We start from the raw sequence: 20,971 nt of genomic DNA, 5'->3' as shown, positions 1-20,971 counted from the left end.
TGGCGATCAGCTGGGTCGGCCGTTCGTAGGACACCGGTCTCTTAGATCGGGTTCGACGCCAGTGCTCGCGTCGATACTTGCCCCATGAACAGGCAGAGCAGGGCCTCGCGGTGGTTGAAGGTGCTCGAAAACAGTCAAAACATGACGGAGCAGATTTTAAGATCGTTCGCCGCTTTCGCATCGGCGGGAAACTCAATCCCAGTGCAAGGTCAACAACTGCTCGTCATTCACCTTGCAGACCCGATCAACTTGATCGCGGAGGCGGACCCACCGATGGCTGGGACGGTCCTGAAGAGCCAGCTCGAGGATGTGATCGAAGCGGCGGCAGGTCTGCGGACAGGACGAACATTCGATGCCGACATAAAGACCCTGCTGGACGCGGTTCGAGTCGTTGTACCTGTGCTTCAGGCGACGGTCGTAGACGAAGTCGAGGTGGTCGAGGATCTGATTGCCGAGCTAGAACGAACGTTCATGATCTCGCTATTCATGTCGATGTCCGCACACTTCCCGAGCACGCAGCGTGTCGAGGGGTGGGAGCAGCAACACAAGCGGTTTCTGGAAGGCGGAAGATCCCGGGATATCGGGCACTACTTCAGTTTCCGTGCAAACGTTCCGGCGGAGACATCACCCATGCAGGCGGCGTTGATCCCGGAGGAGAGGCGGTTCTACGCGAACACCCCAGGCCCAGGACGCGTTCACATGCAGCACTTTATTTCTGCGATTAACTCAGGGACCAACCTGGCTATCGCGGGCGGCGGCTTCGGCGAGACTGAGTACTACCCCGAGATGCAGTCGATCGAGTACGCCCAGTGGTTCACCTACATGCACGCAATCTGGGATGAACAGTTCAGGCCGCGGCTCGCCGAGTTCTTCAACCGGTCGCTGCCGGAACCGGATGCGTTGGGCAAGAATGACATAACGTCTGACTTCTTCGGTGATATTCGTTTGATCAGGAACGACTTCGTCCACCACTACGGCGAGGCCGACAGCGCAACCAAGCTGCGGGTGATCCCGTGGAAGTTCAACAAGGGTGATCCGATACAGGTCCGCTACGAGCAAATGATCGATCTGGTCGACCTGTTCCCGAGAGAAAAGCTCGCGGTTCAGCCGACGAGGCAACCGAAGAAGCGCACGCCGTTGCTTGGGAGTGTCGACATCGATCTCGTGGCCCGCCTCAAGGCAGCGTTGGAGGCCGACAAGACGCTCGATAGAAACGAAGTCAACGATCAGCTGGTCCGGGACTGGCTGGACCCTCGATAGTGCGGGCGACCTCTCGCTGATCGACGATCGGCGGGGCTACAACCCGACTGAGAGTCATCTCGGGTGGCGTCGCGAGGATGCCATTAAGCCGTCGGTCACGCGAATCCTTGAGCGCGCAGCCGTCAAGCGCCCGCACCTTGCTCGATGAATGACTTCAGGTCAGGACGCGGGACGGTCTCCACTCCGGCGCAACCGGCGGGCCGCGCGCCGGCAGGACTGCGAGCAGTAGCGCACCTCGTCCCACTGGCCGCGGGAGTTCCACCGCTTCCGGTTGGTGAACGGGCGGCCGCACACCTCGCACACCTTGGATTCGCGGTCGGTCATCTCCCCATTGTGCCGGGGTTAGTGTGGATCGAGTTCCACACGAGAGGGAGTGACGCTGATGTCCGCTCAGACGATCGGTGACCTGTTCGCGTTCGACGACATCCTCGACGCCGACGAGCGGGAGATCCGGGACACCGTCCGTCGCTTCGGCGACGAGAAGCTCCGCCCCCACGTCGGCGAGTGGTTCGAGAACGCCCACCTGCCGGTGCGGGAGCTCGCCGGCGAGCTCGGCGAGCTCGGGCTGTTCGGCATGCACCTCACCGGGTACGGGTGCGCCGGCATGTCGGCCACCACCTACGGCCTCGCCTGCCAGGAGCTCGAGGCCGTCGACTCCGGCCTGCGCAGCTTCGTCTCCGTGCAGGGGTCGCTGGCGATGTTCGCCATCCACGCGTTCGGCAGCGACGAGCAGAAGGACGAGTGGCTGCCGAAGATGTCGGCGGGCCAGGCCATCGGCTGCTTCGGTCTCACCGAGGCCGACTACGGCTCGAACCCCGGCGGCATGCGCACCAACGCCAAGCGCGACGGCGACGACTGGGTGCTCAACGGCTCGAAGATGTGGATCACCAACGGGTCCGTCGCCGACGTCGCCGTCATCTGGGCCCGCACCGACCTCGACGAGGGGCCCCGCGGCATCCGCGGGTTCGTGGTGCCCACCGACACACCGGGTTTCAGCGCCCCGGAGATCACCCGGAAGCTCTCGCTGCGCGCATCGGTCACCTCCGAGCTGGTGCTGGAGGACGTGCGGCTGCCCGCGTCGGCGATGCTCCCGGGTGTCACCGGGCTCAAGGGGCCGCTGAGCTGTCTGAACGAGGCACGCTTCGGCATCGTCTTCGGATCGCTGGGCGCCGCTCGCGACTGCCTGGAGACCGCCATCTCCTATGCCGCCGACCGCGAGGTCTTCGACAAGCCGCTGTCGGGATACCAGCTGACCCAGGCGAAACTCGCCGACATGGCGCTCGAGCTGGGGAAGGGTCAGCTGCTGGCCGTGCACCTCGGCCGCATCAAGGACCGCGGCGAGATCCGTCCCGAGCAGATCAGCACCGGCAAGCTGAACAACGTGCGTGAGTCGATCCAGATCGCACGCGAGTGCCGCACGATCCTGGGCGCGAACGGGATCACGTTGGAGTACCCGGTGATCCGGCACATCAACAACCTCGAGTCGGTGCTGACCTACGAGGGTACGAGCGAGATGCACCAGCTCACCGTCGGCAAGGCCCTGACGGGGCGTGACGCGTTCCGCTGATCCCCCACTAGGCTGCTGCCCATGGAGAAGGGGATGCGGACGTTCGCCAACAGCCTGACCCTGATCGGGTCGGTGGTGTTGATCGCCTGCGTCGGCTACCTGCTGGGCGGCTGGTGGGACGACCGCCGCTGGGGCTGGGTCGTCATCGGCGTCGTCGTGATCGTGGCCAACCTGGGTGTGGTGTTCGTGCGGCTGCGGCCCACACCCAAGCCCCGCGACTGGACGGTCGACGAGGTGCGCGCCGTGATCGAGCCCGTCCACGGTGAGGTCGCGCAGATCCGCACGCTGCGTCGCGCCGACAGGGGCCTGAGCCTGGCCCAGGCCGCATCGCTCGTCTCCGAGGCCCGCGCGGACCACTGACCCGCGGATCCCGGACCCGTCAGTTCGACGGTCGGACGAGTTCGTCCGCGACCCACCCGGCGACGCCGTCGGGGTACGGCGCACCGAGTCCGAGCACGATGTGCGTGAACCCTGCGTCGATCGCCGCGCCGATCGCAGCGCGGGTGTCCTGTGGGCGGTCGTAGGACACCCCGAGATGGATCGACCGGGTGATCGCCGCCGGATCGCGTCCGGCGTCCGCGCAGTACCGGTCGAGGAGGCGGCTCCGGTCGGCGGCGTCGGCGATGTCGCCGCCCGGGATGTTCCACAGGTCCGCGTGCTCGGCGGCGATCCGCAGGACCGCGGCGGACCGGCCGCCGATCATGATCGGCGGCCCCGGCGACTGCACCGGTGTGGGCCTCTGGAACGCCCCGGCCACCCGCACCACGGCGCCGTCGACGTCGAACGGTGACTCCTCGGTCCAGACGCGTCGGATGAGCGCCACGCCCTCGCGGAGACCGGTGATCGCCTCCTGTGTCTCGACCCAGGGCAGGCCGAACGCGTCGTATTCGCGACGCGCCCACGGGACGCTCGGTCGTGACCCCACACCGATGCCGAAGTCCAGCCGCCCGTCGGACACCACGTCGACGGTGGTCGCGATCTTCGCGAGCAGGGCCGGCGGACGGATCCTGTTGCTGGTCACCAACAGCCCCAGCCGCAGACGACGCGTCTGGGCGGCGAGCGCCGACAGCAGCGTCCACCCCTCGAGGATCGGACCGTCGAGGTCGCCGCCGATCGGCATGAGGTGGTCGAACAGCCAGGCGTGCTCGATCTCCGGCAGGCCGTCGGCCTCCTGCCAGACGCGTGCGACGTCGGCGTAGTCGACGTTCTGCGCCGCCGTCATGATGCCGAACGAGACCATGTCAGCGCCTCCGGAGGGACTTCTCGAGCAGCGACGGCGGGGTGTCGAACTTCTCCTCGGGCGCGAGATCGACACCGGGCGCGACGATCTCGTCGATCGCGTCGAGCACATCCGCGGTCAGGACGGTGTCGGCGGCGGCGAGTTGCGAGCGCAGGTGGTCGAGTGTGCGCGGGCCGATGATCGCGCTGGTCACACCCGGATGAGCGGTCGCGAACCCCAGGGCGAGCTGGATGAGGGTCAGACCCGCCTCGTCCGCCAGGGCGACGAGCTTCTCGACCGCATCGAGCTTCGAGGCCGTCGCGGGGGCGTCGGGCCCGAATCGATCGGGGAGCAGCGTGGCGCGGTGCGTGGTGTTCTCCTGACCCGCGCGGATCGCACCGGACAGGAAGCCGCCGGCCAGCGGGCTCCACACCAGCACACCCATCCCGTACTGCTCGGTCACCGGGAGGACGTGGGACTCGATGCCGCGCTGCAGGATCGAGTACGGCGGCTGCTCGGTCACGAAGCGGGTGAGGTGGTTCTCCCGCGCCGCCCACTGCGCCTGCACGATCCGGTGGGCCGGATAGGTCGACGAGCCGACGTAGCGGATCTTGCCCGCGCGTTGCAGATCGGTGAGCGCCGACAGCGTCTCCTCGTCGCTCGTCGTCGGGTCCGCGCGGTGGATCTGATAGAGGTCGACGTGGTCCACGTCGAGCCGGCGGAGGCTGTTCTCGAGCTCGGTCGTGATCCACCGGCGTGAGCTGCCCCGGTGGTTGCGCTCGTCGCCCATCGGGTTGAAGACCTTCGTCGCGAGGACGACGTCGTCGCGACGGCCGGCGATGGCCCGTCCGACCATCTCCTCCGACTCGCCCTGGCCGTACATGTCGGCGGTGTCGATGACGTTGATGCCGGCCTCGAGCGCGGCGTCGACGATGGCGGTCGCCTCGTCCTGCGTGGTGCGACCGATGGCGCCGAAGTTCATCGCCCCGAGCGAGAGCGTGCTGACGGTGACGCCGGTGCGTCCGAGAGTGCGGTACTGCATGGTGATCTCTTCTCCGTGGTGCGAGTGGATGCGGCAGGGCTGGTCTGGCATCCTGGGGCGTGAAGCGGAACGTTGTTCCGCTCACCACGACGACGATACGGAACACTGTTCCGTTTGCCAAGGGATCATTTCGGGAGGCGGGCATGGCCGGCGATCAGCCACCGCGTCAGCGGGCCGACGCACGACGCAACGCGGACGCTCTCGTCGACGCCGCGGCGGCCGCGTTCGTCGAGTCCGGCGTGGGTGTCCCGGTCCGCGAGATCGCGACCCGCGCCGGCGTCGGGGTCGGGACCATCTATCGGCACTTCCCGACGCGGGCCGACCTGATCGTCGCGGTGTACCGCCACCAGGTGGAGGCGTTGGCGGACGCGGGGCCGGCGCTGCTCGACGGCGAACTCACCCCGCACGAGGCCCTGTCCCGGTGGATCGATCAGTTCGTCGACTTCCTCGTGACCAAGCACGGGCTCGCGGAGGCGTTGCGCTCGGACGACGCTGCGTTCGAGAACCTCCACACCTATTTCCTCGACCGTCTCGTGCCGGTCTGTGCGCACCTCCTGCAGGCCGGTGTCGCCCACGGCGACATCCGCGCCGACGTCGGGGCGATCGCGGTGATGCGGGCCGTCGGCAGCCTCTGCATCGGGGCGGGGACCGACGCGCGCTACGACGCCCGCCGGATGGTGACGGTGCTGCTCGACGGACTCCGCGTCGCGGAGAACACCGACGATCGGTGACTCGGTAGGGCAGGATCCACCTGGGCGCCCGGGGCAGAGCGCCTGCCGCACCAGGAGGTCGTGATGGATCGTCGCTCGTTCAACCGCCGCACATTCGTCAAGGCCACCGGTGTCGGTGCCGCGGCGGCGTACCTGGGGACGAAGCTGTCGCCGTTCGCCTGGGCCGAGCCCGCGGCGTCCCGCGCGGCCTCGGTCGCCGGGACCACCCTCGACGTGGTCGGCGTTCCCGCCGCGAGCGGGCCGGACAAGTACCGCAGGTTGGTCGCCGGCCCGGGATGGCCGCTCATCGTGCGTTCGGAGTTGGCGGCGCCCAAGGCGGGTCGCGACGGTCGCCGCGTCGGGTTGGCCTCGGTGGTGCAGACCACCGACATCCACATGGTCGACGCGGAGAGTCCCGTGCGCGCGGAGTTCATCCACCTGCAGAACGGGTCGGCGTTCCGCCCCCACGAGAAGCTGGGTCCGCACGGTGCGATCACCCTCGTCGAGCGCATCAACGCACTGCGGTCGGCCCCGTTCTCGGGCCGGACGTTCGACGCCGTCGTCTCGACCGGTGACAACACCGACAACCACGAGTTCGCCGAGCTGGACTGGTTCCTCACCGCGTTCAGCGGCGGGACGTTCCGCCCGTCCACCGGCGACCCGAACCGCTATGAGGGCGTGCAGGTGTGGGGGTCGACGCTCTACTGGCAGCCGGAGTCGGCGGTGAACGACATCTACAAGCAGAAGGGGTTCCCCCAGATCCCCGGCCTCCTCGCGTCGAGCATCACGCCGATCGCCAGCCCGGGGCTGAACACCCGCTGGTACAGCGTCTTCGGCAACCACGACGACAGCGTCGAGGGCACCCTGCCCAGCGGTATCGCCTTCATCGACGCGCTGTACACCGGCGACATCAAGATCGACCTGCCGCAGGATCGTCGTCAGATCGACGCGATGGCACGCGTGTTCGGGTCCGACCCGAAGGCGGCCGGCCGCGTGTTCGCCGAGCAGGTCGCGACCGGACCGATCCGCAAGGTCACCCCCGACGCGAAGCGGGCACCGTTCACGCCGCGGCAGTACATGGCCGAGCACTTCCGGCCGCGCTACACCGGTCCCGGCCCCGTCGGACACGGGTTCGCCTCCGACGCACCGCAATCCGGCGTCACCTACTACTCGTTCGAGATCGCCCCCGGCGTCGTGGGTATCTCCATGGACACGACGAACCACGCCGGGTTCACCGACGGGTCCATCGGGCAGGGCCAGCTGGACTGGATGGAACGGCTGATCACCGGCAACCGCGGGACGTTGTTCGTCGCGTTCAGTCACCACACCAGCGACACGATGGAGCTGCCCATCCCCGACCCGGAGCGACCGTTCGAGGCCCGCCGGACGGGGAAGCAGCTCGTCGACTTCTTCCACCGCTTCCCGAACGTCGTCGCCTGGGTGAACGGGCACACGCACGAGAACAAGATCACCCCGCACGCCGGCGCCACTCCGGCACAGAGCTTCTGGGAGATCAACACCGCCTCGCACATCGACTTCCCACAGAACGCCCGCATCATCGAGGTGTGCGACAACCGCGACGGCACGCTGTCACTGTTCTGCACGCTCATCGAGTCGGGCGCACCGTACTCGGTGGACTACAGCGACCACTCGGTGACGGGTCTGGCGTCGATGTACCGCGAGTTCTCGTACAACGACATCGGCTACGAGGCGAAGCGTCTCGGCGGTGCTGCCGACCACAACGTCGAACTGCTGCTGGCCTCACCGCGCTGACGCGGGGATCAGTCGATGTGGGTGTCGGGGCGCTCGCCCCGACGGAGGACGCCGACGCGTTCGACGCGACCGGCCGCGGCGGCCAGTCCGGTGCTGATCGACGACGCGACCCGCGAGGACCCCCGCACCGCGACCTGATCGAGCACGTCGCGGGAGCGGTCGATCAGGGTCAGTGGGAGGGCGGCCAGGGCGTTCCCTGGTGGTCGCCGTGAGACCACCGGATGGGGCCGCGTCGGCGCCGTGCGCCGGACTGCCAGCCACGCCCACCCGAGACGTCGGAGTTCGCGGTCGTCGAGGGCATCGCGCAGGTCGGGGAACATCTGGTCCTCCTCGTCGCGGACGTCCTCCCTCAGCAGGTCGGTGATCCGTGCGAACAGGTCGTCGTACTCGATCGAGTCGGGCCGGGCGCGCTCGAGGCGGGTGAACAGCTCGTTGATCTGCTGGTGCTCCCGCTCGATCTGCAGTGTCTGCTCCTCACCGTCGGGGAGGACGCGACGGATCACCGGCCACAGCACCGACTCCTCGGCGAACGCGTGCGGGAACACGAGGCGGCACAGGCGGTTCACCGTCAGCTGACGTTCGGGGCCGTGTGTGTCGTGCACGGCCCGGATGAGTCGGTCGAGCTCGACGTGGTCGTCGCGCTGGCGGACGAGAACGCTGGTGGGCCCGCCCAGTTCGTGCACCGGGCGGTGGGCGATGGACGTCATCGGGGAGCACCTGTCTGTCGGGGACAGGTGCACGGCTACCCGCGCTGCGGGGCAGTCACACCTGGGGCGCGATCACACCTGTGCGGGGGCGATCGCCGCGACCGGTGCGTCGGCGTCGTCGGCGAACTGGGTGCGGTACAGCTCGGCGTACCGGCCGTTCGCGGCCAACAGCGACAGGTGGGTGCCCCGTTCGACGATGCGCCCCGCCTCGAGCACGAGGATCTGGTGCGCGGCCCGGACCGTCGACAGTCGGTGGGCGATGACGATCGACGTCCGACCCACGAGCGCCTCGGACAGGGCCTCCTGCACCGCTGCCTCCGACGTCGAGTCGAGGTGGGCGGTGGCCTCGTCGAGGATCACCACCGACGGCGCGGCGAGCAGCAGCCGCGCGATGGTCAGCCGCTGCCGTTCCCCGCCCGACAGGCGGTACCCGCGCTCCCCGACGACGGTGTCGAGTCCGTCGGGCAGTGACGCGATCAGCTCCTCGAGGCGTGCGCGCCGCAGCGCCGTCCAGATGTCGTCCTCGGACGCGTCCGGGTTCGACAGCAGGAGGTTGTCGCGGACGGAGTCGTGGAAGAGGTGGCCGTCCTGGGTCACGAGGCCCACTGCCCGGTGCAGTGACTGCGATGTCACGTCGCGGACGTCGACGTCGTTCACCCGGACCGCGCCGGAGTCGACGTCGTAGAGGCGGGTCGCCAACTGGGCGATGGTCGACTTCCCCGCACCGGAACTGCCGACGAGGGCGACCATCTCGCCGGCCGGCACCTCGAAGGAGATGTCGTGCAGCACATCGACACCCCCGCGGGTGTCGAGCGCGGACACCTCCTCCAGCGACGCCAGCGACACCTTGTCCGCCGATGGATAGGCGAAGCGCACGTCCTCGAACCGCATCGACAGCGGTCCGGCGGGGACGGGTGTCGCGTCGGGCTTGTCGTCGATGAGCGGGACGAGGTCGGTGACCTCGAAGACGCGCTCGAAACTGACCAGCGCGCTCATGATCTCGACACGCGCGTTCGCCAGTGCGGTGAGCGGTGCGTACATCCGGGTGAGCAGCAGCGCGAGGGACACGACGGCGCCCGCGTTCAGGTGACCGTCGACGGCGAGCACGCCGCCCAGGCCGTAGACCATGGCCAGCGCCAGGGCCGAGACCAGCGTCAGCGCGGTGACGAAGTACGACTGCGACATCGCCCGCGCGACACCGATGTCCCGCACCGACGACGCCCGGTCGGCGAAGCGCCGCGACTCTTCGTCGGGTCGACCGTAGAGCTTCACCAGCGTCGCGCCGGGCGCCGAGAACCGCTCGGTCATCTGCGTGGACATCAGCGCGTTGTACTCCGCGGCCTGGCGTGAGAGCGCCGCCATCCGGCGCCCCATCAGCCGTGCGGGGATGACGAACACCGGCAGCAGCACCAGCGCGAGAAGTGTGATCTGCCAGGAGATGAGCAGCATGGTGGTCAGCGTCAGCACCAGCGTCACGAAGTTGGAGACGACACCGGAGAGGGTGTCGGAGAAGGCGCGCTGGGCGCCGATCACGTCGTTGTTCAACCGGCTGACGAGCGCACCGGTGCGGGTGCGGGTGAAGAAGGCGACCGGCATCCGCTGGACGTGGTCGTAGACGGTCCGACGGAGGTCGAGGATCAGCCCCTCGCCGATCGACGCCGACAGCCACCGCACGACGAGCCCGACGCCGGCCTCGGCGAGAGCGACCACCGCTATGACCACGGCCAGCCACGTGATGGTCGTCGTGGACCCGTGTCCGGTGATCTGGTTGACGACCCGTCCGGCGAGGATGGGCGTGACCACGGTGAGGATCGCGGTGAGCACGCTGAGTGCGAGGAACACCGAGATCATCCGACGGTGCGGGCGGGCGAACGCCCCGATGCGGCGGATGGTGCTCCGCCGGGTGCCCTTCGGCAGGCGAGGCGGTTTCCGGCTCGCGGCCATGCCGCGGTACATGGTGTTGTACGCGACCGATTCCATGGTCATGGACCCGAGCGTAAGACATCAAGCGGACTCGAAGTCTGCTGCTCAGGGCATGTTCGCGCTCAGAGGAATCCGACGATCCCTCAGGTGGCCTTCTGTCCCGGCCGTCCGTTCGTTCCTAGCGTGGTGCCATGACCGACACACCCGAGAACCCCGGACCGCAGGACGAGCCGACACGGCAGTTCGAGACGCCGCCGGGCTCGCCGCCACCCGCCGCGCCGTACACCGCCGGCGGTGACGGACAGGTCGTCGCCGGGCCGCCGCCTCGCCGTCGCCTCACCGGGGCCACGCGAGTGGGCGTGCTCGCCGCGGCCGGCGGTCTGGTGATCGGTGCCGTGCTCGGCGGGTTGATCGGCTGGGGCGTCACCGGCGACTCCGGCGGCTCCTCGCGGGCCGCGGTCGCGCAGGCGTCCCACAGCCATCGGTTCGGCGACGGGACCGGTGGGACGCAGAACGGGGGCGGCCAGAAGAGGGCCCACCGGGCGCGCGGTGTCGTCGGGACGATCGACGCCATCAACGGCGACTCGTGGACGCTCACGACCGCGAAGGGTCAGAACGTGACGGTCACCATCACCGCGTCGACGGCCTTCGGGACGACGAGGACGCCCCAGCAGCGGACCGACTTCGCCGTCGGCGACCGCGTCGCCGCGACCGGGACACGCACCGACGGCGCCCTCACCGCGACGCACGTGGTGAAGCGCACCGCACCGACGACGGCCCCGTCGTCGAGCGCGCCCGTGCAGCCGAGCTGATCGGCGTCGCCACCTGGCAGAATCGGCGCCCGTGAGCCCCGCGGTCCTCGTGGTGGAGGACTCCGAACCGATCCGTGTGGCGATCAGCGCTGCGCTCGGCGCGGCCGGGCACACCGTCCGCGCGCGGGGCGACGGATCGCGCATCGAACACGACCTGCGCGAGTTCCGCCCCGACGCGGTGCTGCTGGACGTGATGCTGCCCGGCTCGGACGGTTTCGACCTGCTCCACGTGGTCCGGCGACGCAGCGACGCCGGGATCCTCATGGTCACCGCGCGGGACTCCGTGGCCGACCGGTTGCACGGACTCACCGAGGGCGCCGACGACTACATCTCCAAGCCGTTCGAGATGGCGGAGCTGGTGGCCCGGGTGGGTGCGGTGCTCCGGCGTCGCGGCCGGTCGTCGGACGTGCTCCACGTCGACGACCTCGTCATCGATCCCGACGCCGCGGTGGTGCAGCGCGACGGCGAACCGATCGCGGTGACCGCCACCGAGTTCAAAGTGTTGCTGTTCCTCGCCCGGCGCAGGGGGAGGGTGGTCACCAAGACCCAGATCCTGACCGGGGTGTGGGGGTACGAGCACTACGATCCGAACATCGTCGAGGTGAACATCAGCGCGCTGCGCCGCAAGGTCGAGGCGCACGGGCCGCGGCTGATCCACACCGAGCGTGGGCTGGGATACCTGCTGGGGCCCGCACGGTGACCGGGTCGCTGCGGTTGCGGGTGACCGCGGCCGGGGTGCTCGTTCTCACCGTCGCGCTCGCCGCGGTGGTCGGTATCGGCCTGACCCTGTTCCAGACCGCGTCGCGGCACGCCGTCGACGGGCAACTCACCGACCGGGTCGCCGTCGCCCGTCAACTCGCGCGCACGGCGGCGACCCCGCGACAGTTCTTCGCCCGCGTCGACGGGCGGTCGGTGCGGGCCCGGCTCGTCCTGTCCGACGGGACCGTCTACGGCCCGCCGGAGTCGCCGACGGAGGACGCGCGCGCCCGCCGGACCGTGGACCTGACGGGTGCGCGGGCGTGGACGAGGGGTGCACGGCTCACGCTCGAGGTCGACGGACGGCTGCTCGACCGCGTCGAGTCGCGTCTCGTGTGGGGGATGGTCGTCACCGGTGCGGTCGCCCTGCTCGTGACGGCCGGTCTGCTGCTGGTCCTCGTGCGGGTCGCGCTCGCCCCGCTGGACGCGATGACGGAACTGGCACGGTCCATCGCCGGCGGCAACCGGGGTGCCCGGTTGGCGCCGACCCGGCGCGACACCGAACTCGGTCGGACCGCCGCGGCGTTCGACGACATGCTCGACTCGCTGGAGGGGGCCGAGGTCCGCGAACGCGGCGCGCAGCAGGCGGTGCGACAGTTCGTCGCCGACGCCGCCCACGAGCTGCGCACCCCCGTGACCGGGGTCCAGGCGGTCGCCGAGACGCTGCTCCAGGCCGACAGCGACACCCCCGTCGAGGAGCGGGAGCGGCTGACCCTGCTGCTGATCCGGGAGACCCGTCGCGCCGGGCGCCTCGTCGACGACATGCTCGACATGGCCCGCATCGACGCCGGGCTGACCCTGACCCCGGTCCCGACCGACCTCGCCGTCATCGCCGACGAGCAGGCGCAGCGCGTGCGGCTGCTGCACCCCGAGCTGACCATCACGGTGAGCGGCACCGCCCCGCCCGCCCTGGCCGACCCGGTGCGCGTGGCCCAGGTGGTCGCGAACCTCCTCGACAACGCCTGCCAGGCGACACCCCCCGGTGGCGACGTCCGTCTCGTCGTCGAGTCCAGCCCCCGCGACCCCACCCCGGGCTGGGTCCACCTGCGCGTCATCGACGCCGGTGTCGGCGTCCCGCCCGACGACGCCGCCCGCGTCTTCGAGCGGATGGTGCGCCTCGACGACTCCCGCGACCGGCGGTCGGGCGGATCGGGTCTCGGGCTCGCCGTCGCCCGTGGCCTGGCCCGCCTGCACGGCGGGGACGTCGTGCTGGTGCCGACGGGACCGCCCGGCGCGGAGTTCCGGCTCGACCTCCCCGCGGCAGCACCGGGATCTGCGCCGTCGCCCGTTCCGTAGGTCGGACTACGGTGGAGCTGTCGCGAACGCGGCGGTGATCGTCACAGGGTGAGGTGGAGCAGTGGCCCAGGAACTGAGACTCGGATACAAGGCGTCGGCAGAACAGTTCGACCCGCGGGAACTCGTCGAGATCGCCGTCGCGGCCGAGGGCGCCGGCATGGACTCCGTCGCCGTCAGCGACCACTTCCAGCCGTGGCGCCACGAGGGTGGCCACGCACCGTTCTCCCTGTCGTGGATGGCCGCGGTCGGCGAGCGCACGAAGCGCGTCCAGATCGGCACGTCGGTGATGACCCCGACCTTCCGCTACAACCCCGCCGTCATCGCTCAGGCGTTCGCGTCGATGGCCTGCCTCTACCCGAACCGGATCATGCTCGGCGTGGGCACCGGCGAGGCGCTCAACGAGTACGCGACCGGCTTCCAGGGCGAATGGCCGGAGTTCAAGGAACGCTTCGCCCGTCTGCGCGAGTCCATCCGCCTGATGCGGGAACTGTGGACCGGCGAGAAGGTGGACTTCGAGGGCGAGTACTACACGACCCAGGGTGCATATATGTACGACATCCCCGAGAAGCCGGTCCCGGTGTACGTCGCCGCGGGCGGTCCTGTCGTCGCCCGCTACGCCGGCCGCCAGGGCGACGGTTTCATCTGCACCTCGGGCAAGGGGATGGAGCTCTACACCGAGAAGCTGATCCCCGCCGTCAAGGAGGGCGCCGAGAAGGCGGAACGGTCCATCGACGAGATCGACCGCATGATCGAGATCAAGATCTCCTACGACCCGGATCCCGAACTGGCGTTGGAGAACACGCGGTTCTGGGCGCCGCTGTCGTTGACGCAGGAACAGAAGCACAGCGTGAACAGCTCGACCGAGATGGAGCGCCTCGCCGACGAGCTGCCGATCGAGCAGGTCGCCAAGCGGTGGATCGTCGCGTCCGACCCCGACGAGGCGGTCGAGGCCGTGAAGCAGTACACCGACGCCGGTCTCAACCACCTGGTGTTCCACGCGCCCGGCCACGACCAGCAGAGATTCCTCGACAACTTCGCCTCCGACCTCGCGCCCCGTCTGCGCGAGCTGTCGGTCTCGACCGACTGACCCCGGCCGCGATGAGTTCTCGCTCGGCGTCGGGTCAGTACCGGTGACACGACATCGAGCCGAGGGGACCTGCGCATGACCGAGTTCGCGACCACCACGATGGGCGACACCGTCGCCTACGACCGCCACGGCGACGGTGGTCCGGGGGTGGTGTTCATCGCCGGTGCGGGACCGAACCGTGCCGGCGACCCGATGACCACCGCGACGGCGCGCATGCTCGCCGACCGTGGGGTCACGGCCGTCGTCCACGATCGACTGGGACGCAACGAGAGTCCCGCCGAGGGTGTCCTCACGCTCGAGCGGGAACTCGCGGCGGTCGCGGCCATGATCGACGCCGCGGGTGGATCGGCTGTGCTCGTCGGCCACTCGTCGGGGTGTGCGATCGCGATCGAGGCGGCGCGGGCCGGGGCCCCGGTGGACGGCCTCGTCCTCTGGGAGGCGCCGTTCATGAAGACGGCCGATGACGCCCGGGAGTGGATCGACGAGTTCGAGCGTCGGCTCGACGCCGGCGACCGTGACGGCGCGCAGCGACAGTACATGCGGGACATGCCCGCCGAGTTCATCGAGAACGCGCAGGCGGCCGGGGTGTGGGACGCGATCGTCGCCGCGGTCGAGAGCCTTCGTCCCGACGGGCGCGCGCTCGTCGCGGTCGCCGCCGAGCCCTTGCAGCGCGTCCTCGAGGCGGTTTCGGTCCCGGTGCTGGCGATCGTCGGCGAGGACACCTTCCCCGGGATGGCGCAGGCGGCCGACGCGATCGCCGCGGCGGCGCCCGACGGCGCGTCCGAGCGGATCGCCGGCGCCCACCACATGTGGGACCCGGACGCGATGGTCGACCGTCTCGCCCTGTTCCTCGGCCTCGACTGAACGGACTCTGGCGCGATCTGTACGGTCCGCGTCCGGATCCCGCTTGCCCCTGCGGTGTCCCGTCGCGCACGCTCTGTCCATGACGCGTCGCAGGGATCCCGCGAACCTGGCGGTGATCGCCGCCGCGGTCACCATGCTGTTGTGGGCGTCGTCGTTCGTCGTGATCCGCGCTGTGGGCGAGCACTTCTCACCCGGGGTGATGGCTCTCGGTCGGCTGCTGGTGGGGACCGCTGTGCTGCTGCTCCTCGCACTGCGGCACCGGCGTCGGATCCCGCGGGGACGTCCGCTGGCGCTGGTGGCTGGGTACGGCGTGCTGTGGTTCGGCGCCTACACCGTCATCCTCAACTGGGCCGAACGCCACCTCGACGCGGGCACGGCGTCGCTGTTGGTCAACTTCGCGCCGATCATCGTCGCGGTGCTGGCCGGGCTGTTCTTCGGCGAGGGATTCCCCCGGCCGCTCGTGGTCGGCATGGCGATCGCGTTCACCGGGGTGGTCATCATCGCGGTCGGGGGCACGGGCGGTGGGACCAACGACGTCCTCGGGATCGGGCTGGGACTGGTCACCGCGGTCCTCTACGCGTCAGGTGTCCTGATGCAGAAGGCCGCACTGCGCACGGTGGATTCGGTGACGGCGACGTGGGTCGGCTGTGCCGCGGGCATGCTCGCGACGCTCCCGTTCGCGCCCGTGGGCGTCGGTGAACTCGCCGACGCCCCGGTGTCCGCCGTCCTGGGGGTCGTGTACCTGGGCGTGGGACCGACCGCGATCGCCTTCACCACGTGGGCGTACGCGCTGACCCGCACGGATGCGGGCAAGCTCGCGGCGACGTCGTTGGTGGTGCCGGCGCTCGCGATCGGCCTGTCGTGGCTGACCCTCGGCGAGGTGCCGACGGTGTTCGGATTCGTCGGGGGCGCCCTGTGCCTGACCGGTGTGGCGATCAGTCGGCGCCGGCCGCGGGCTAGGCCGGCGCCGCCGGACGTTCTCGACCCGGCGTCACCGGTCCGCGCGGCCGACTAGGGTCAGGCGTGTGCCCCACCTGACGCGTGATGACACCGTGTTCGTGCTCCATCTCAACGACGAGGGTGTGACCGACACCGAGAACGTCCTGGGACCGCCGCAGATCACCGAGATCAACACCCTGCTCGACGAGGTGCTCGCCTCGGAAGGACCTGCGGCGCTGGTCACCACCGGCGCAGGCAAGTTCTTCTCCACCGGTCTCGACACCGCGTGGGTGCTCGAGCACGTCGACCAGGTGGACGCCTACACCCAGAGCGTGCAGGAGCTCCTCGCGCGGCTGTTGACCTTCCCGATGCCGACCGCCGCCGCGGTGCAGGGTCACGCGTTCGGCGGTGGCGCGCTCGTCGCCATCGCCCACGACCACATCGTCATGCGCGCCGACCGCGGCTACATCTGCATGCCCGGCATCACCATCGGTGCCAGCTACGCACCGGGAAGCGTGCTGCTGGTGGCCGACCGCCTGCCCGTGCGCCCCGCCCACGAGATGCTCATGACCGGCCGTCGCTATGGCGGGGAACTGGCGCGTGACCTCGGGATCGCCGACGCGGCTGTCGCGGTCGACGAGGTGCTGGCCGCCGCCATCACCTACGGACGGACCCACCAGAACACCCGCGGTCGCACTCTGGGCGAGATCAAGTCGTCGCGGTATGCCTCGACGGTCGCCGCGCTGCAGGCGACGGTGACCGGCGTCGGCGATCAGGCGGCGATCGCCGGCAGCTGATCCCGGTTCAGGTCGCCGCGAGGCGCTGCAGGTTCAGCAGCTGGCGTCGGGCCATGACGAGGTCGCCGACGGACACCAGCGGCGCGATCAGGCGCCCTCGGCCCATCACGATCTTGAGCAGCAGTCGCGTCGAATCACCCTGCGGCATCAGCACATAGGACATCACCGCCCCGGCGATCTCGCCCGTGAGCTGCTCGCCCGGCGTCACGTCCAGGATGCGACCCATCGGGCGCGCACCGCAGGACATGAACGGTTCACCGACCTCCGGTCCCGGCAGGCCGAGCAACGTCTGCGGTGAGCGTCGCCCGAGGTTGTCGATCCAGTCGTACGAGTACGGCGCGGCGCGGATCTGCGTGACCCACGGCCAGACACGGTCGGCCGGTGCATCGATCGTCACGCCCCGCCAGGCCTGCAGGACCGGTGCGGTGACGATGTCGTCGCAGGCGAACCGGCGACGGGTCTCGTCGTCCCGCACTCCCCACCGATCGCCGATCATCTCTCGTTCCTACCAGCGATCGCTCCCAGCGACCTCCCAGCCTCCGGACAGTCGCAACCGAGGCAGAACGGACATCGTCAGGACCGAACCGACCGACATGTGTCGGTCCCATCCCCACGGAGGAACCATGACCACCCTCGTCGACCGGGCCCGTCCGCCCGCCGATCCGGACCCTGACGGCGGTCGCCATCGGGTCAGCGCGCGATCCCCGCAGACCACCCGTTCACGTCTGCTGACCAGGGCGCCACTGCCCATCCTTCTGACGGTGACCGCGGTGCTCTACCTGTGGAACCTGTCGATGAACGGATACGCCAACAGTTTCTACGCGGCGGCCGCTCAGGCCGGCGGGACGAGCTGGAAGGCGTGGTTCTTCGGATCGCTCGATGCGCAGAACTTCATCACCGTCGACAAACCGCCCGCGTCGTTGTGGGTGACCGGATTGTCGGTGCGGGTCTTCGGGATGAACAGCTGGGCCGTCCTCGCCCCGCAGGCACTCATGGGTGTCGCCGCTGTCGCCCTGCTGTACGCCACCATCCGACGGACGATCGCCGACCCAGGGCTCGGGACCGCTGCCGCGACCATCGCGGGTGCGGTGCTCGCGTTCACCCCGGCGGCCGCACTGATGTTCCGGTTCGACAACCCCGACGCGCTGTTGGTGCTCCTGATGGTCGCCGCGGGGTATGCGCTGATCCGGGCGACGACCGGCGGATCCGGCCGGTGGCTCGCCCTCGTCGGTGTCGCACTGGGATTCGCGTTCCTGACCAAGATGCTCCAGGGCCTGCTCGTCCTGCCTGCCTTCGGTCTCGCCTACCTGCTGCTGGCGAACACCGGGTGGCTGCGTCGGATCGCGCACCTCGCCCTGGCGTTCGTGTCGCTGATCGTCGGCGCCGGGTGGTGGGTTCTCGTGGTCGCGCTCTGGCCCGCGGGATCGCGGCCCTACATCGGCGGGTCGACGGACAACACCGTGATGGACCTGGTGCTGGGGTACAACGGCCTCGGCCGGATCCTGGGCGGGAGCGGTAACGGTGGCGGAGGCGGCGGTGGTGGCCAGGGAGCGGCCGGGTCCAGCTTCGGTGGCGCCACCGGACTCGATCGGCTCTTCGGGTCCGAGATGGGCAACGAGATCTCCTGGTTGCTCCCCGTCGCACTGTTCGTGCTCGTCTTCGGTCTGTATCTCGTTGCACAACAGTTCATCCGGGCACGGGACACCCGCCAGCTCGACCGCGGGGAGAAGACCGGACTGCTGATGTGGGGTGGGTGGCTCGTCGTCACCGGCGTGATCTTCAGCTACATGAGCGGCACGATTCACCCGTACTACACGGTGGCGCTCGCGCCGGCGATCGGTGCGTTGGTCGGGCTCGGCGCGGCGTTCGCGTGGCGACTGCGGGACCGGCTCGACGGCCGTGTCGCCCTCTCCGCCATGATCGGGCTGGCCGCCGGATGGTCGATCGTGCTGCTCTCCCGCAACGACTTCGGCCCGGTGTGGACCCGCTGGGCGATCGGCGTCGTCGCGGTCATCTGCGTACTGGCTGTCCTCGTCGGCGGTGTCCTCCGGTGGAAGAAGATGGTTGCCACCGCGGCGATCCTCGGTGCGCTCGTCGGGTCCAGTGCGACAGCCGCGTTCGGCATCGCGACCGCCGCGACGGAGCACACGGGGTCCATCCCGACCGCGGTGTCGACATCGCAGTCGTCGGGCATGGGTGGCCCCGGTGGTGGCATGGGTGGCGGCGCCGCACGTTCCGGTGCACCGGGTGGTCAGGGTTCTGCGCCGGCCGGGCAGGGTTCCGCGCAGGCCGGAGCCCGTGGTGCAGGTGGCGGGATGGGTATGGGCGGCGGCGCGACCTCGTCGCAGCTGACGGCCTTGCTGAAGTCGACCACCACCACGTGGGCGGCGGCCACCAACGGGTCACAGTCGGCTGCGGGCCTCGAGATCGCCAGCGGCACATCGGTGATGGCCATCGGCGGATGGAGTGGTGATCCCACCCCGACGCTCGCGCAGTTCATCTCCTACGTGAAGGACGGCAAGATCGCCTACTACATCGGCAGTGGATCGGGCGGCGGCCCGGGTGGTAGCAGCTCGAGCGCGCAGCAGATCGCGCAGTGGGTCGCGGCGAACTACACCGCGACGACGGTCGGCGGCCAGACGGTCTACGCCCTGACCTGATCCGCTCCGCTCATGACGGTTCCGGTGCACGCACGTGTCGCCCGGCGACACGCAGCTGCACCGGAACCGTTGTGGGTCAGGGGTGCCGGATCATGAGGTCGTTGCCGGCGGTGAATCCGCAGCGCTCGTAGAGCGGGATCGACCGGGCGGTCGGTGACAGCACCACCTTGGTGTGGCCACGCCGTGCCGACTCGGCGAGCAGCGTCCGGACCAGTGCCTCCCCGGCGCCCGCGCCGCGGGCTTCGGGCCGGACATAGAGGTGGCCGAGGTACCCCCACCGCCCGCTCGCCGATTCCGACGGCGACGGCATCCGGGTGTACTCGGTCAGGCAGACCATCCCGACCGCGTCGTCGACGCCGCGCGCTGTCCAGACCGTGCGTGAGGGGTTGTCCATCCAAGCGCCGACGGCCTCGGTGAAGTCCTGGTCCGGATGAGGGTCGACGGTGTGGTCACGCTCGTGGGCCCATTCGCAGCGCAGGGCCGCCACCTCGTGCGGGTCAGAGGCGAGACGGGTGGTCACGGACCGAGGATGCCAGTGTGGGGGCAACGCCCTACTCTCCGGTGGCATGACGGCAGGCGGGATCAGCGCACGGATCGACCTGTCCACCCGTCTGTTCTGGCGGGCGGTCGGTGTTCCGATCGACCCCTCGTCGGACGACGGCGCGTGGCTCGCCGCTCCTCACAACCGGCGTGGCGGCACCGGTGACGCCTGGTTGGAGGACTTCGCCGCGGAGGGGATGGTCGCGGCCGCCGGCCCCGCGGGGCTTCTCGACGACATGTCGGCCCTCGACGGGCCCGGGTTCCGCGCAGACGATCTCGACGGCCTCGTCCGGGATTTCTACGAGCAGACCTCGGCCTGGGCGATGGACGTGTGGTCGCAGTGGAACCCACTCTTCGCCCCGGGCGGGGCGTTCGTCACCCGATACTTCGGTCGGCGCGTCCGTCAGCTCGCGTTACCCACGTCGTCTCTGTCGGTCAGTCGCGGCATGACCAGCGACGTTCGTGTGGTGCGCGACCACGATGGCAGTCGACTCGGCGCCGCATGGCTGCGCACGTTGGTGAGTGACGGCAGCCCCGTCTACAGCGGTTTCTACGGGGTGCAGACCCCACCTGCCGCCGCCGACGGGCAGCCGCACGTGAAGGTCGCGTTCGCACTCGAGATGGGGTCGGTCCAGGTGTTCCTGCGTCCGTCGGTGACCCCTGACGGTTCGCTGAGACTTGTCTCCGGATCGCAGACGTTCGGTGCGGACGGGGCGTATGTCTCCGTCCGGCACCGCGGTCGGTGGTTCGCCGCGCGGGCCCCACTTCGGGAGGAGTTCGTCGTCTACCCCGACGGCGAATACACGGTCCGTACCGACCACCGCCTCGCCGTCGGTTCCCTGACCGCGATGCGACTCCACTACAGATTGGCGCGCGTCGGCGACCGATGATTGCCGCGGCCGATTCCTGTCGGTGGGTGACCGTACAATCGAACACATGAGCGAGACGGCAACCTTCGACACCTCGGGTGTGGTGGCGTCGTTGGCTGCCGACTCGGCGCTCCCCGCCCACGAGCTGGT

General features: G+C 69.6%; 21 protein-coding genes. 14 read left to right on the top strand and 7 right to left on the bottom strand.

Translation table 11 applies throughout. The features are described 5' to 3' along the window. The first annotated feature begins 84 nt into the window (after positions 1 to 84). Positions 85 to 1,260, top strand: a complete 1,176-nt coding sequence (locus tag LX14_RS04680; RefSeq protein WP_253646096.1) for a hypothetical protein — start codon at positions 85 to 87, stop codon at positions 1,258 to 1,260. A 159-nt stretch (positions 1,261 to 1,419) separates the two neighbouring features. On the opposite strand, the gene LX14_RS04675 is transcribed toward LX14_RS04680, so the two are convergent. After that, positions 1,420 to 1,584, bottom strand: coding sequence for a DUF2256 domain-containing protein (locus LX14_RS04675; RefSeq protein WP_253646095.1), 165 nt, complete (start codon positions 1,582 to 1,584; stop codon positions 1,420 to 1,422). A 58-nt stretch (positions 1,585 to 1,642) separates the two neighbouring features. Between LX14_RS04675 and LX14_RS04670 the strand changes: the two genes are divergently transcribed. Both LX14_RS04670 and LX14_RS04665 read left to right on the top strand, forming a co-directional pair. Beyond that, positions 1,643 to 2,827 (top strand): acyl-CoA dehydrogenase family protein, encoded by a 1,185-nt coding sequence (locus LX14_RS04670; protein ID WP_253646094.1) that lies wholly within the window; start codon positions 1,643 to 1,645, stop codon positions 2,825 to 2,827. A gap of 21 nt (positions 2,828 to 2,848) precedes the next feature. Further along, positions 2,849 to 3,187 carry a hypothetical protein gene (locus LX14_RS04665; RefSeq protein ID WP_253646093.1) on the top strand — a complete coding sequence of 113 codons (339 nt, stop codon included), beginning with the start codon at positions 2,849 to 2,851 and terminating at the stop codon, positions 3,185 to 3,187. 19 nt (positions 3,188 to 3,206) lie between these two features. On the opposite strand, the gene LX14_RS04660 is transcribed toward LX14_RS04665, so the two are convergent. Together LX14_RS04660 and LX14_RS04655 are read right to left on the bottom strand one after the other, a co-directional pair. Next, positions 3,207 to 4,067 (bottom strand): LLM class flavin-dependent oxidoreductase, encoded by an 861-nt coding sequence (locus LX14_RS04660; RefSeq protein WP_253646092.1) that lies wholly within the window; start codon positions 4,065 to 4,067, stop codon positions 3,207 to 3,209. 1 nt (position 4,068) lies between these two features. After that, the gene (locus LX14_RS04655) at positions 4,069 to 5,088 is read right to left on the bottom strand and encodes an aldo/keto reductase (RefSeq protein WP_253646091.1); all 1,020 of its coding nucleotides are present in this window, start codon (positions 5,086 to 5,088) and stop codon (positions 4,069 to 4,071) included. A 143-nt stretch (positions 5,089 to 5,231) separates the two neighbouring features. Here LX14_RS04655 and LX14_RS04650 point away from each other — a divergent pair, with 143 nt between their 5' ends. Both LX14_RS04650 and LX14_RS04645 read left to right on the top strand, forming a co-directional pair. After that, on the top strand, positions 5,232 to 5,819 hold the full coding sequence (locus LX14_RS04650; protein WP_253646090.1) for a TetR/AcrR family transcriptional regulator: 588 nt from the start codon (positions 5,232 to 5,234) through the stop codon (positions 5,817 to 5,819). A 63-nt stretch (positions 5,820 to 5,882) separates the two neighbouring features. Beyond that, entirely contained in the window at positions 5,883 to 7,571 is a 1,689-nt protein-coding gene (locus LX14_RS04645) for a TIGR03767 family metallophosphoesterase (protein WP_253646089.1), read from the top strand. 8 nt (positions 7,572 to 7,579) lie between these two features. On the opposite strand, the gene LX14_RS04640 is transcribed toward LX14_RS04645, so the two are convergent. Next, entirely contained in the window at positions 7,580 to 8,278 is a 699-nt protein-coding gene (locus LX14_RS04640) for a hemerythrin domain-containing protein (protein ID WP_253646088.1), read from the bottom strand. Positions 8,279 to 8,350: 72 nt separating this feature from the next. After that, positions 8,351 to 10,264, bottom strand: coding sequence for an ABC transporter ATP-binding protein (locus tag LX14_RS04635; protein ID WP_253646087.1), 1,914 nt, complete (start codon positions 10,262 to 10,264; stop codon positions 8,351 to 8,353). A gap of 128 nt (positions 10,265 to 10,392) precedes the next feature. On the opposite strand from LX14_RS04635, the gene LX14_RS04630 reads away from it, so the two are divergent. The 7 genes from LX14_RS04630 (at position 10,393) to LX14_RS04600 (ending at position 16,752) form a co-directional block, all read left to right on the top strand. Beyond that, on the top strand, positions 10,393 to 11,013 hold the full coding sequence (locus LX14_RS04630; protein WP_253646086.1) for a DUF5666 domain-containing protein: 621 nt from the start codon (positions 10,393 to 10,395) through the stop codon (positions 11,011 to 11,013). Positions 11,014 to 11,044: 31 nt separating this feature from the next. Continuing rightward, positions 11,045 to 11,713: a response regulator transcription factor gene (locus LX14_RS04625; protein WP_253646085.1), complete on the top strand. Its 669-nt coding sequence runs from the start codon at positions 11,045 to 11,047 to the stop codon at positions 11,711 to 11,713. Further along, positions 11,710 to 13,065, top strand: coding sequence for a HAMP domain-containing sensor histidine kinase (locus tag LX14_RS04620; RefSeq protein WP_253646084.1), 1,356 nt, complete (start codon positions 11,710 to 11,712; stop codon positions 13,063 to 13,065). The genes LX14_RS04625 and LX14_RS04620 overlap by 4 nt, the downstream gene beginning before the upstream one ends. 61 nt (positions 13,066 to 13,126) lie before the next feature. Next, positions 13,127 to 14,152 (top strand): glucose-6-phosphate dehydrogenase (coenzyme-F420), encoded by a 1,026-nt coding sequence (gene fgd / locus LX14_RS04615; RefSeq protein WP_253646083.1) that lies wholly within the window; start codon positions 13,127 to 13,129, stop codon positions 14,150 to 14,152. 75 nt (positions 14,153 to 14,227) lie between these two features. Beyond that, on the top strand, positions 14,228 to 15,016 hold the full coding sequence (locus tag LX14_RS04610) for an alpha/beta fold hydrolase (protein WP_253646082.1): 789 nt from the start codon (positions 14,228 to 14,230) through the stop codon (positions 15,014 to 15,016). 79 nt (positions 15,017 to 15,095) lie between these two features. Next, the gene (locus LX14_RS04605) at positions 15,096 to 16,031 is read left to right on the top strand and encodes a DMT family transporter (RefSeq protein WP_253646081.1); all 936 of its coding nucleotides are present in this window, start codon (positions 15,096 to 15,098) and stop codon (positions 16,029 to 16,031) included. Positions 16,032 to 16,041: 10 nt separating this feature from the next. Continuing rightward, positions 16,042 to 16,752 (top strand): enoyl-CoA hydratase/isomerase family protein, encoded by a 711-nt coding sequence (locus tag LX14_RS04600; RefSeq protein WP_253646080.1) that lies wholly within the window; start codon positions 16,042 to 16,044, stop codon positions 16,750 to 16,752. 7 nt (positions 16,753 to 16,759) lie between these two features. Here the strand turns inward: LX14_RS04600 and LX14_RS04595 are convergent, their stop codons facing one another. Then, entirely contained in the window at positions 16,760 to 17,248 is a 489-nt protein-coding gene (locus LX14_RS04595; RefSeq protein ID WP_253646079.1) for an SRPBCC family protein, read from the bottom strand. 127 nt (positions 17,249 to 17,375) lie between these two features. Between LX14_RS04595 and LX14_RS04590 the strand changes: the two genes are divergently transcribed. After that, entirely contained in the window at positions 17,376 to 19,412 is a 2,037-nt protein-coding gene (locus LX14_RS04590) for an ArnT family glycosyltransferase (RefSeq protein WP_253646078.1), read from the top strand. A 76-nt stretch (positions 19,413 to 19,488) separates the two neighbouring features. On the opposite strand, the gene LX14_RS04585 is transcribed toward LX14_RS04590, so the two are convergent. Continuing rightward, complete coding sequence (locus LX14_RS04585) at positions 19,489 to 19,932, bottom strand: GNAT family N-acetyltransferase (RefSeq protein WP_253646077.1); 444 nt, start codon at positions 19,930 to 19,932, stop codon at positions 19,489 to 19,491. Between the two features lie 46 nt (positions 19,933 to 19,978). Here LX14_RS04585 and LX14_RS04580 point away from each other — a divergent pair, with 46 nt between their 5' ends. Beyond that, the gene (locus tag LX14_RS04580; protein ID WP_253646076.1) at positions 19,979 to 20,842 is read left to right on the top strand and encodes a hypothetical protein; all 864 of its coding nucleotides are present in this window, start codon (positions 19,979 to 19,981) and stop codon (positions 20,840 to 20,842) included. Positions 20,843 to 20,971 lie beyond the last annotated feature (129 nt).

Source organism: Williamsia deligens, from assembly GCF_024171765.1.
In the GTDB taxonomy this organism is placed as follows: domain Bacteria; phylum Actinomycetota; class Actinomycetes; order Mycobacteriales; family Mycobacteriaceae; genus Williamsia_A; species Williamsia_A deligens.
This window is presented reverse-complemented; position numbering and strand designations above follow the sequence as displayed.

Excerpts from the sequence above, each read along its gene's own strand:
- LX14_RS04665 (WP_253646093.1), top strand. The coding sequence starts at position 2,849 with ATGGAGAAGGGGATGCGGACGTTCGCCAACAGCCTGACCCTGATCGGG.
- LX14_RS04610 (WP_253646082.1), top strand. The coding sequence starts at position 14,228 with ATGACCGAGTTCGCGACCACCACGATGGGCGACACCGTCGCCTACGAC.
- LX14_RS04650 (WP_253646090.1), top strand. The coding sequence starts at position 5,232 with ATGGCCGGCGATCAGCCACCGCGTCAGCGGGCCGACGCACGACGCAAC.
- LX14_RS04660 (WP_253646092.1), bottom strand. The coding sequence starts at position 4,067 with ATGGTCTCGTTCGGCATCATGACGGCGGCGCAGAACGTCGACTACGCC.
- LX14_RS04595 (WP_253646079.1), bottom strand. The coding sequence starts at position 17,248 with ATGATCGGCGATCGGTGGGGAGTGCGGGACGACGAGACCCGTCGCCGG.
- LX14_RS04675 (WP_253646095.1), bottom strand. The coding sequence starts at position 1,584 with ATGACCGACCGCGAATCCAAGGTGTGCGAGGTGTGCGGCCGCCCGTTC.
- LX14_RS04635 (WP_253646087.1), bottom strand. The coding sequence starts at position 10,264 with ATGACCATGGAATCGGTCGCGTACAACACCATGTACCGCGGCATGGCC.
- LX14_RS04590 (WP_253646078.1), top strand. The coding sequence starts at position 17,376 with ATGACCACCCTCGTCGACCGGGCCCGTCCGCCCGCCGATCCGGACCCT.
- LX14_RS04640 (WP_253646088.1), bottom strand. The coding sequence starts at position 8,278 with ATGACGTCCATCGCCCACCGCCCGGTGCACGAACTGGGCGGGCCCACC.
- LX14_RS04680 (WP_253646096.1), top strand. The coding sequence starts at position 85 with ATGAACAGGCAGAGCAGGGCCTCGCGGTGGTTGAAGGTGCTCGAAAAC.
- LX14_RS04655 (WP_253646091.1), bottom strand. The coding sequence starts at position 5,088 with ATGCAGTACCGCACTCTCGGACGCACCGGCGTCACCGTCAGCACGCTC.
- LX14_RS04645 (WP_253646089.1), top strand. The coding sequence starts at position 5,883 with ATGGATCGTCGCTCGTTCAACCGCCGCACATTCGTCAAGGCCACCGGT.
- LX14_RS04605 (WP_253646081.1), top strand. The coding sequence starts at position 15,096 with ATGACGCGTCGCAGGGATCCCGCGAACCTGGCGGTGATCGCCGCCGCG.
- LX14_RS04580 (WP_253646076.1), top strand. The coding sequence starts at position 19,979 with ATGACGGCAGGCGGGATCAGCGCACGGATCGACCTGTCCACCCGTCTG.
- LX14_RS04630 (WP_253646086.1), top strand. The coding sequence starts at position 10,393 with ATGACCGACACACCCGAGAACCCCGGACCGCAGGACGAGCCGACACGG.
- LX14_RS04670 (WP_253646094.1), top strand. The coding sequence starts at position 1,643 with ATGTCCGCTCAGACGATCGGTGACCTGTTCGCGTTCGACGACATCCTC.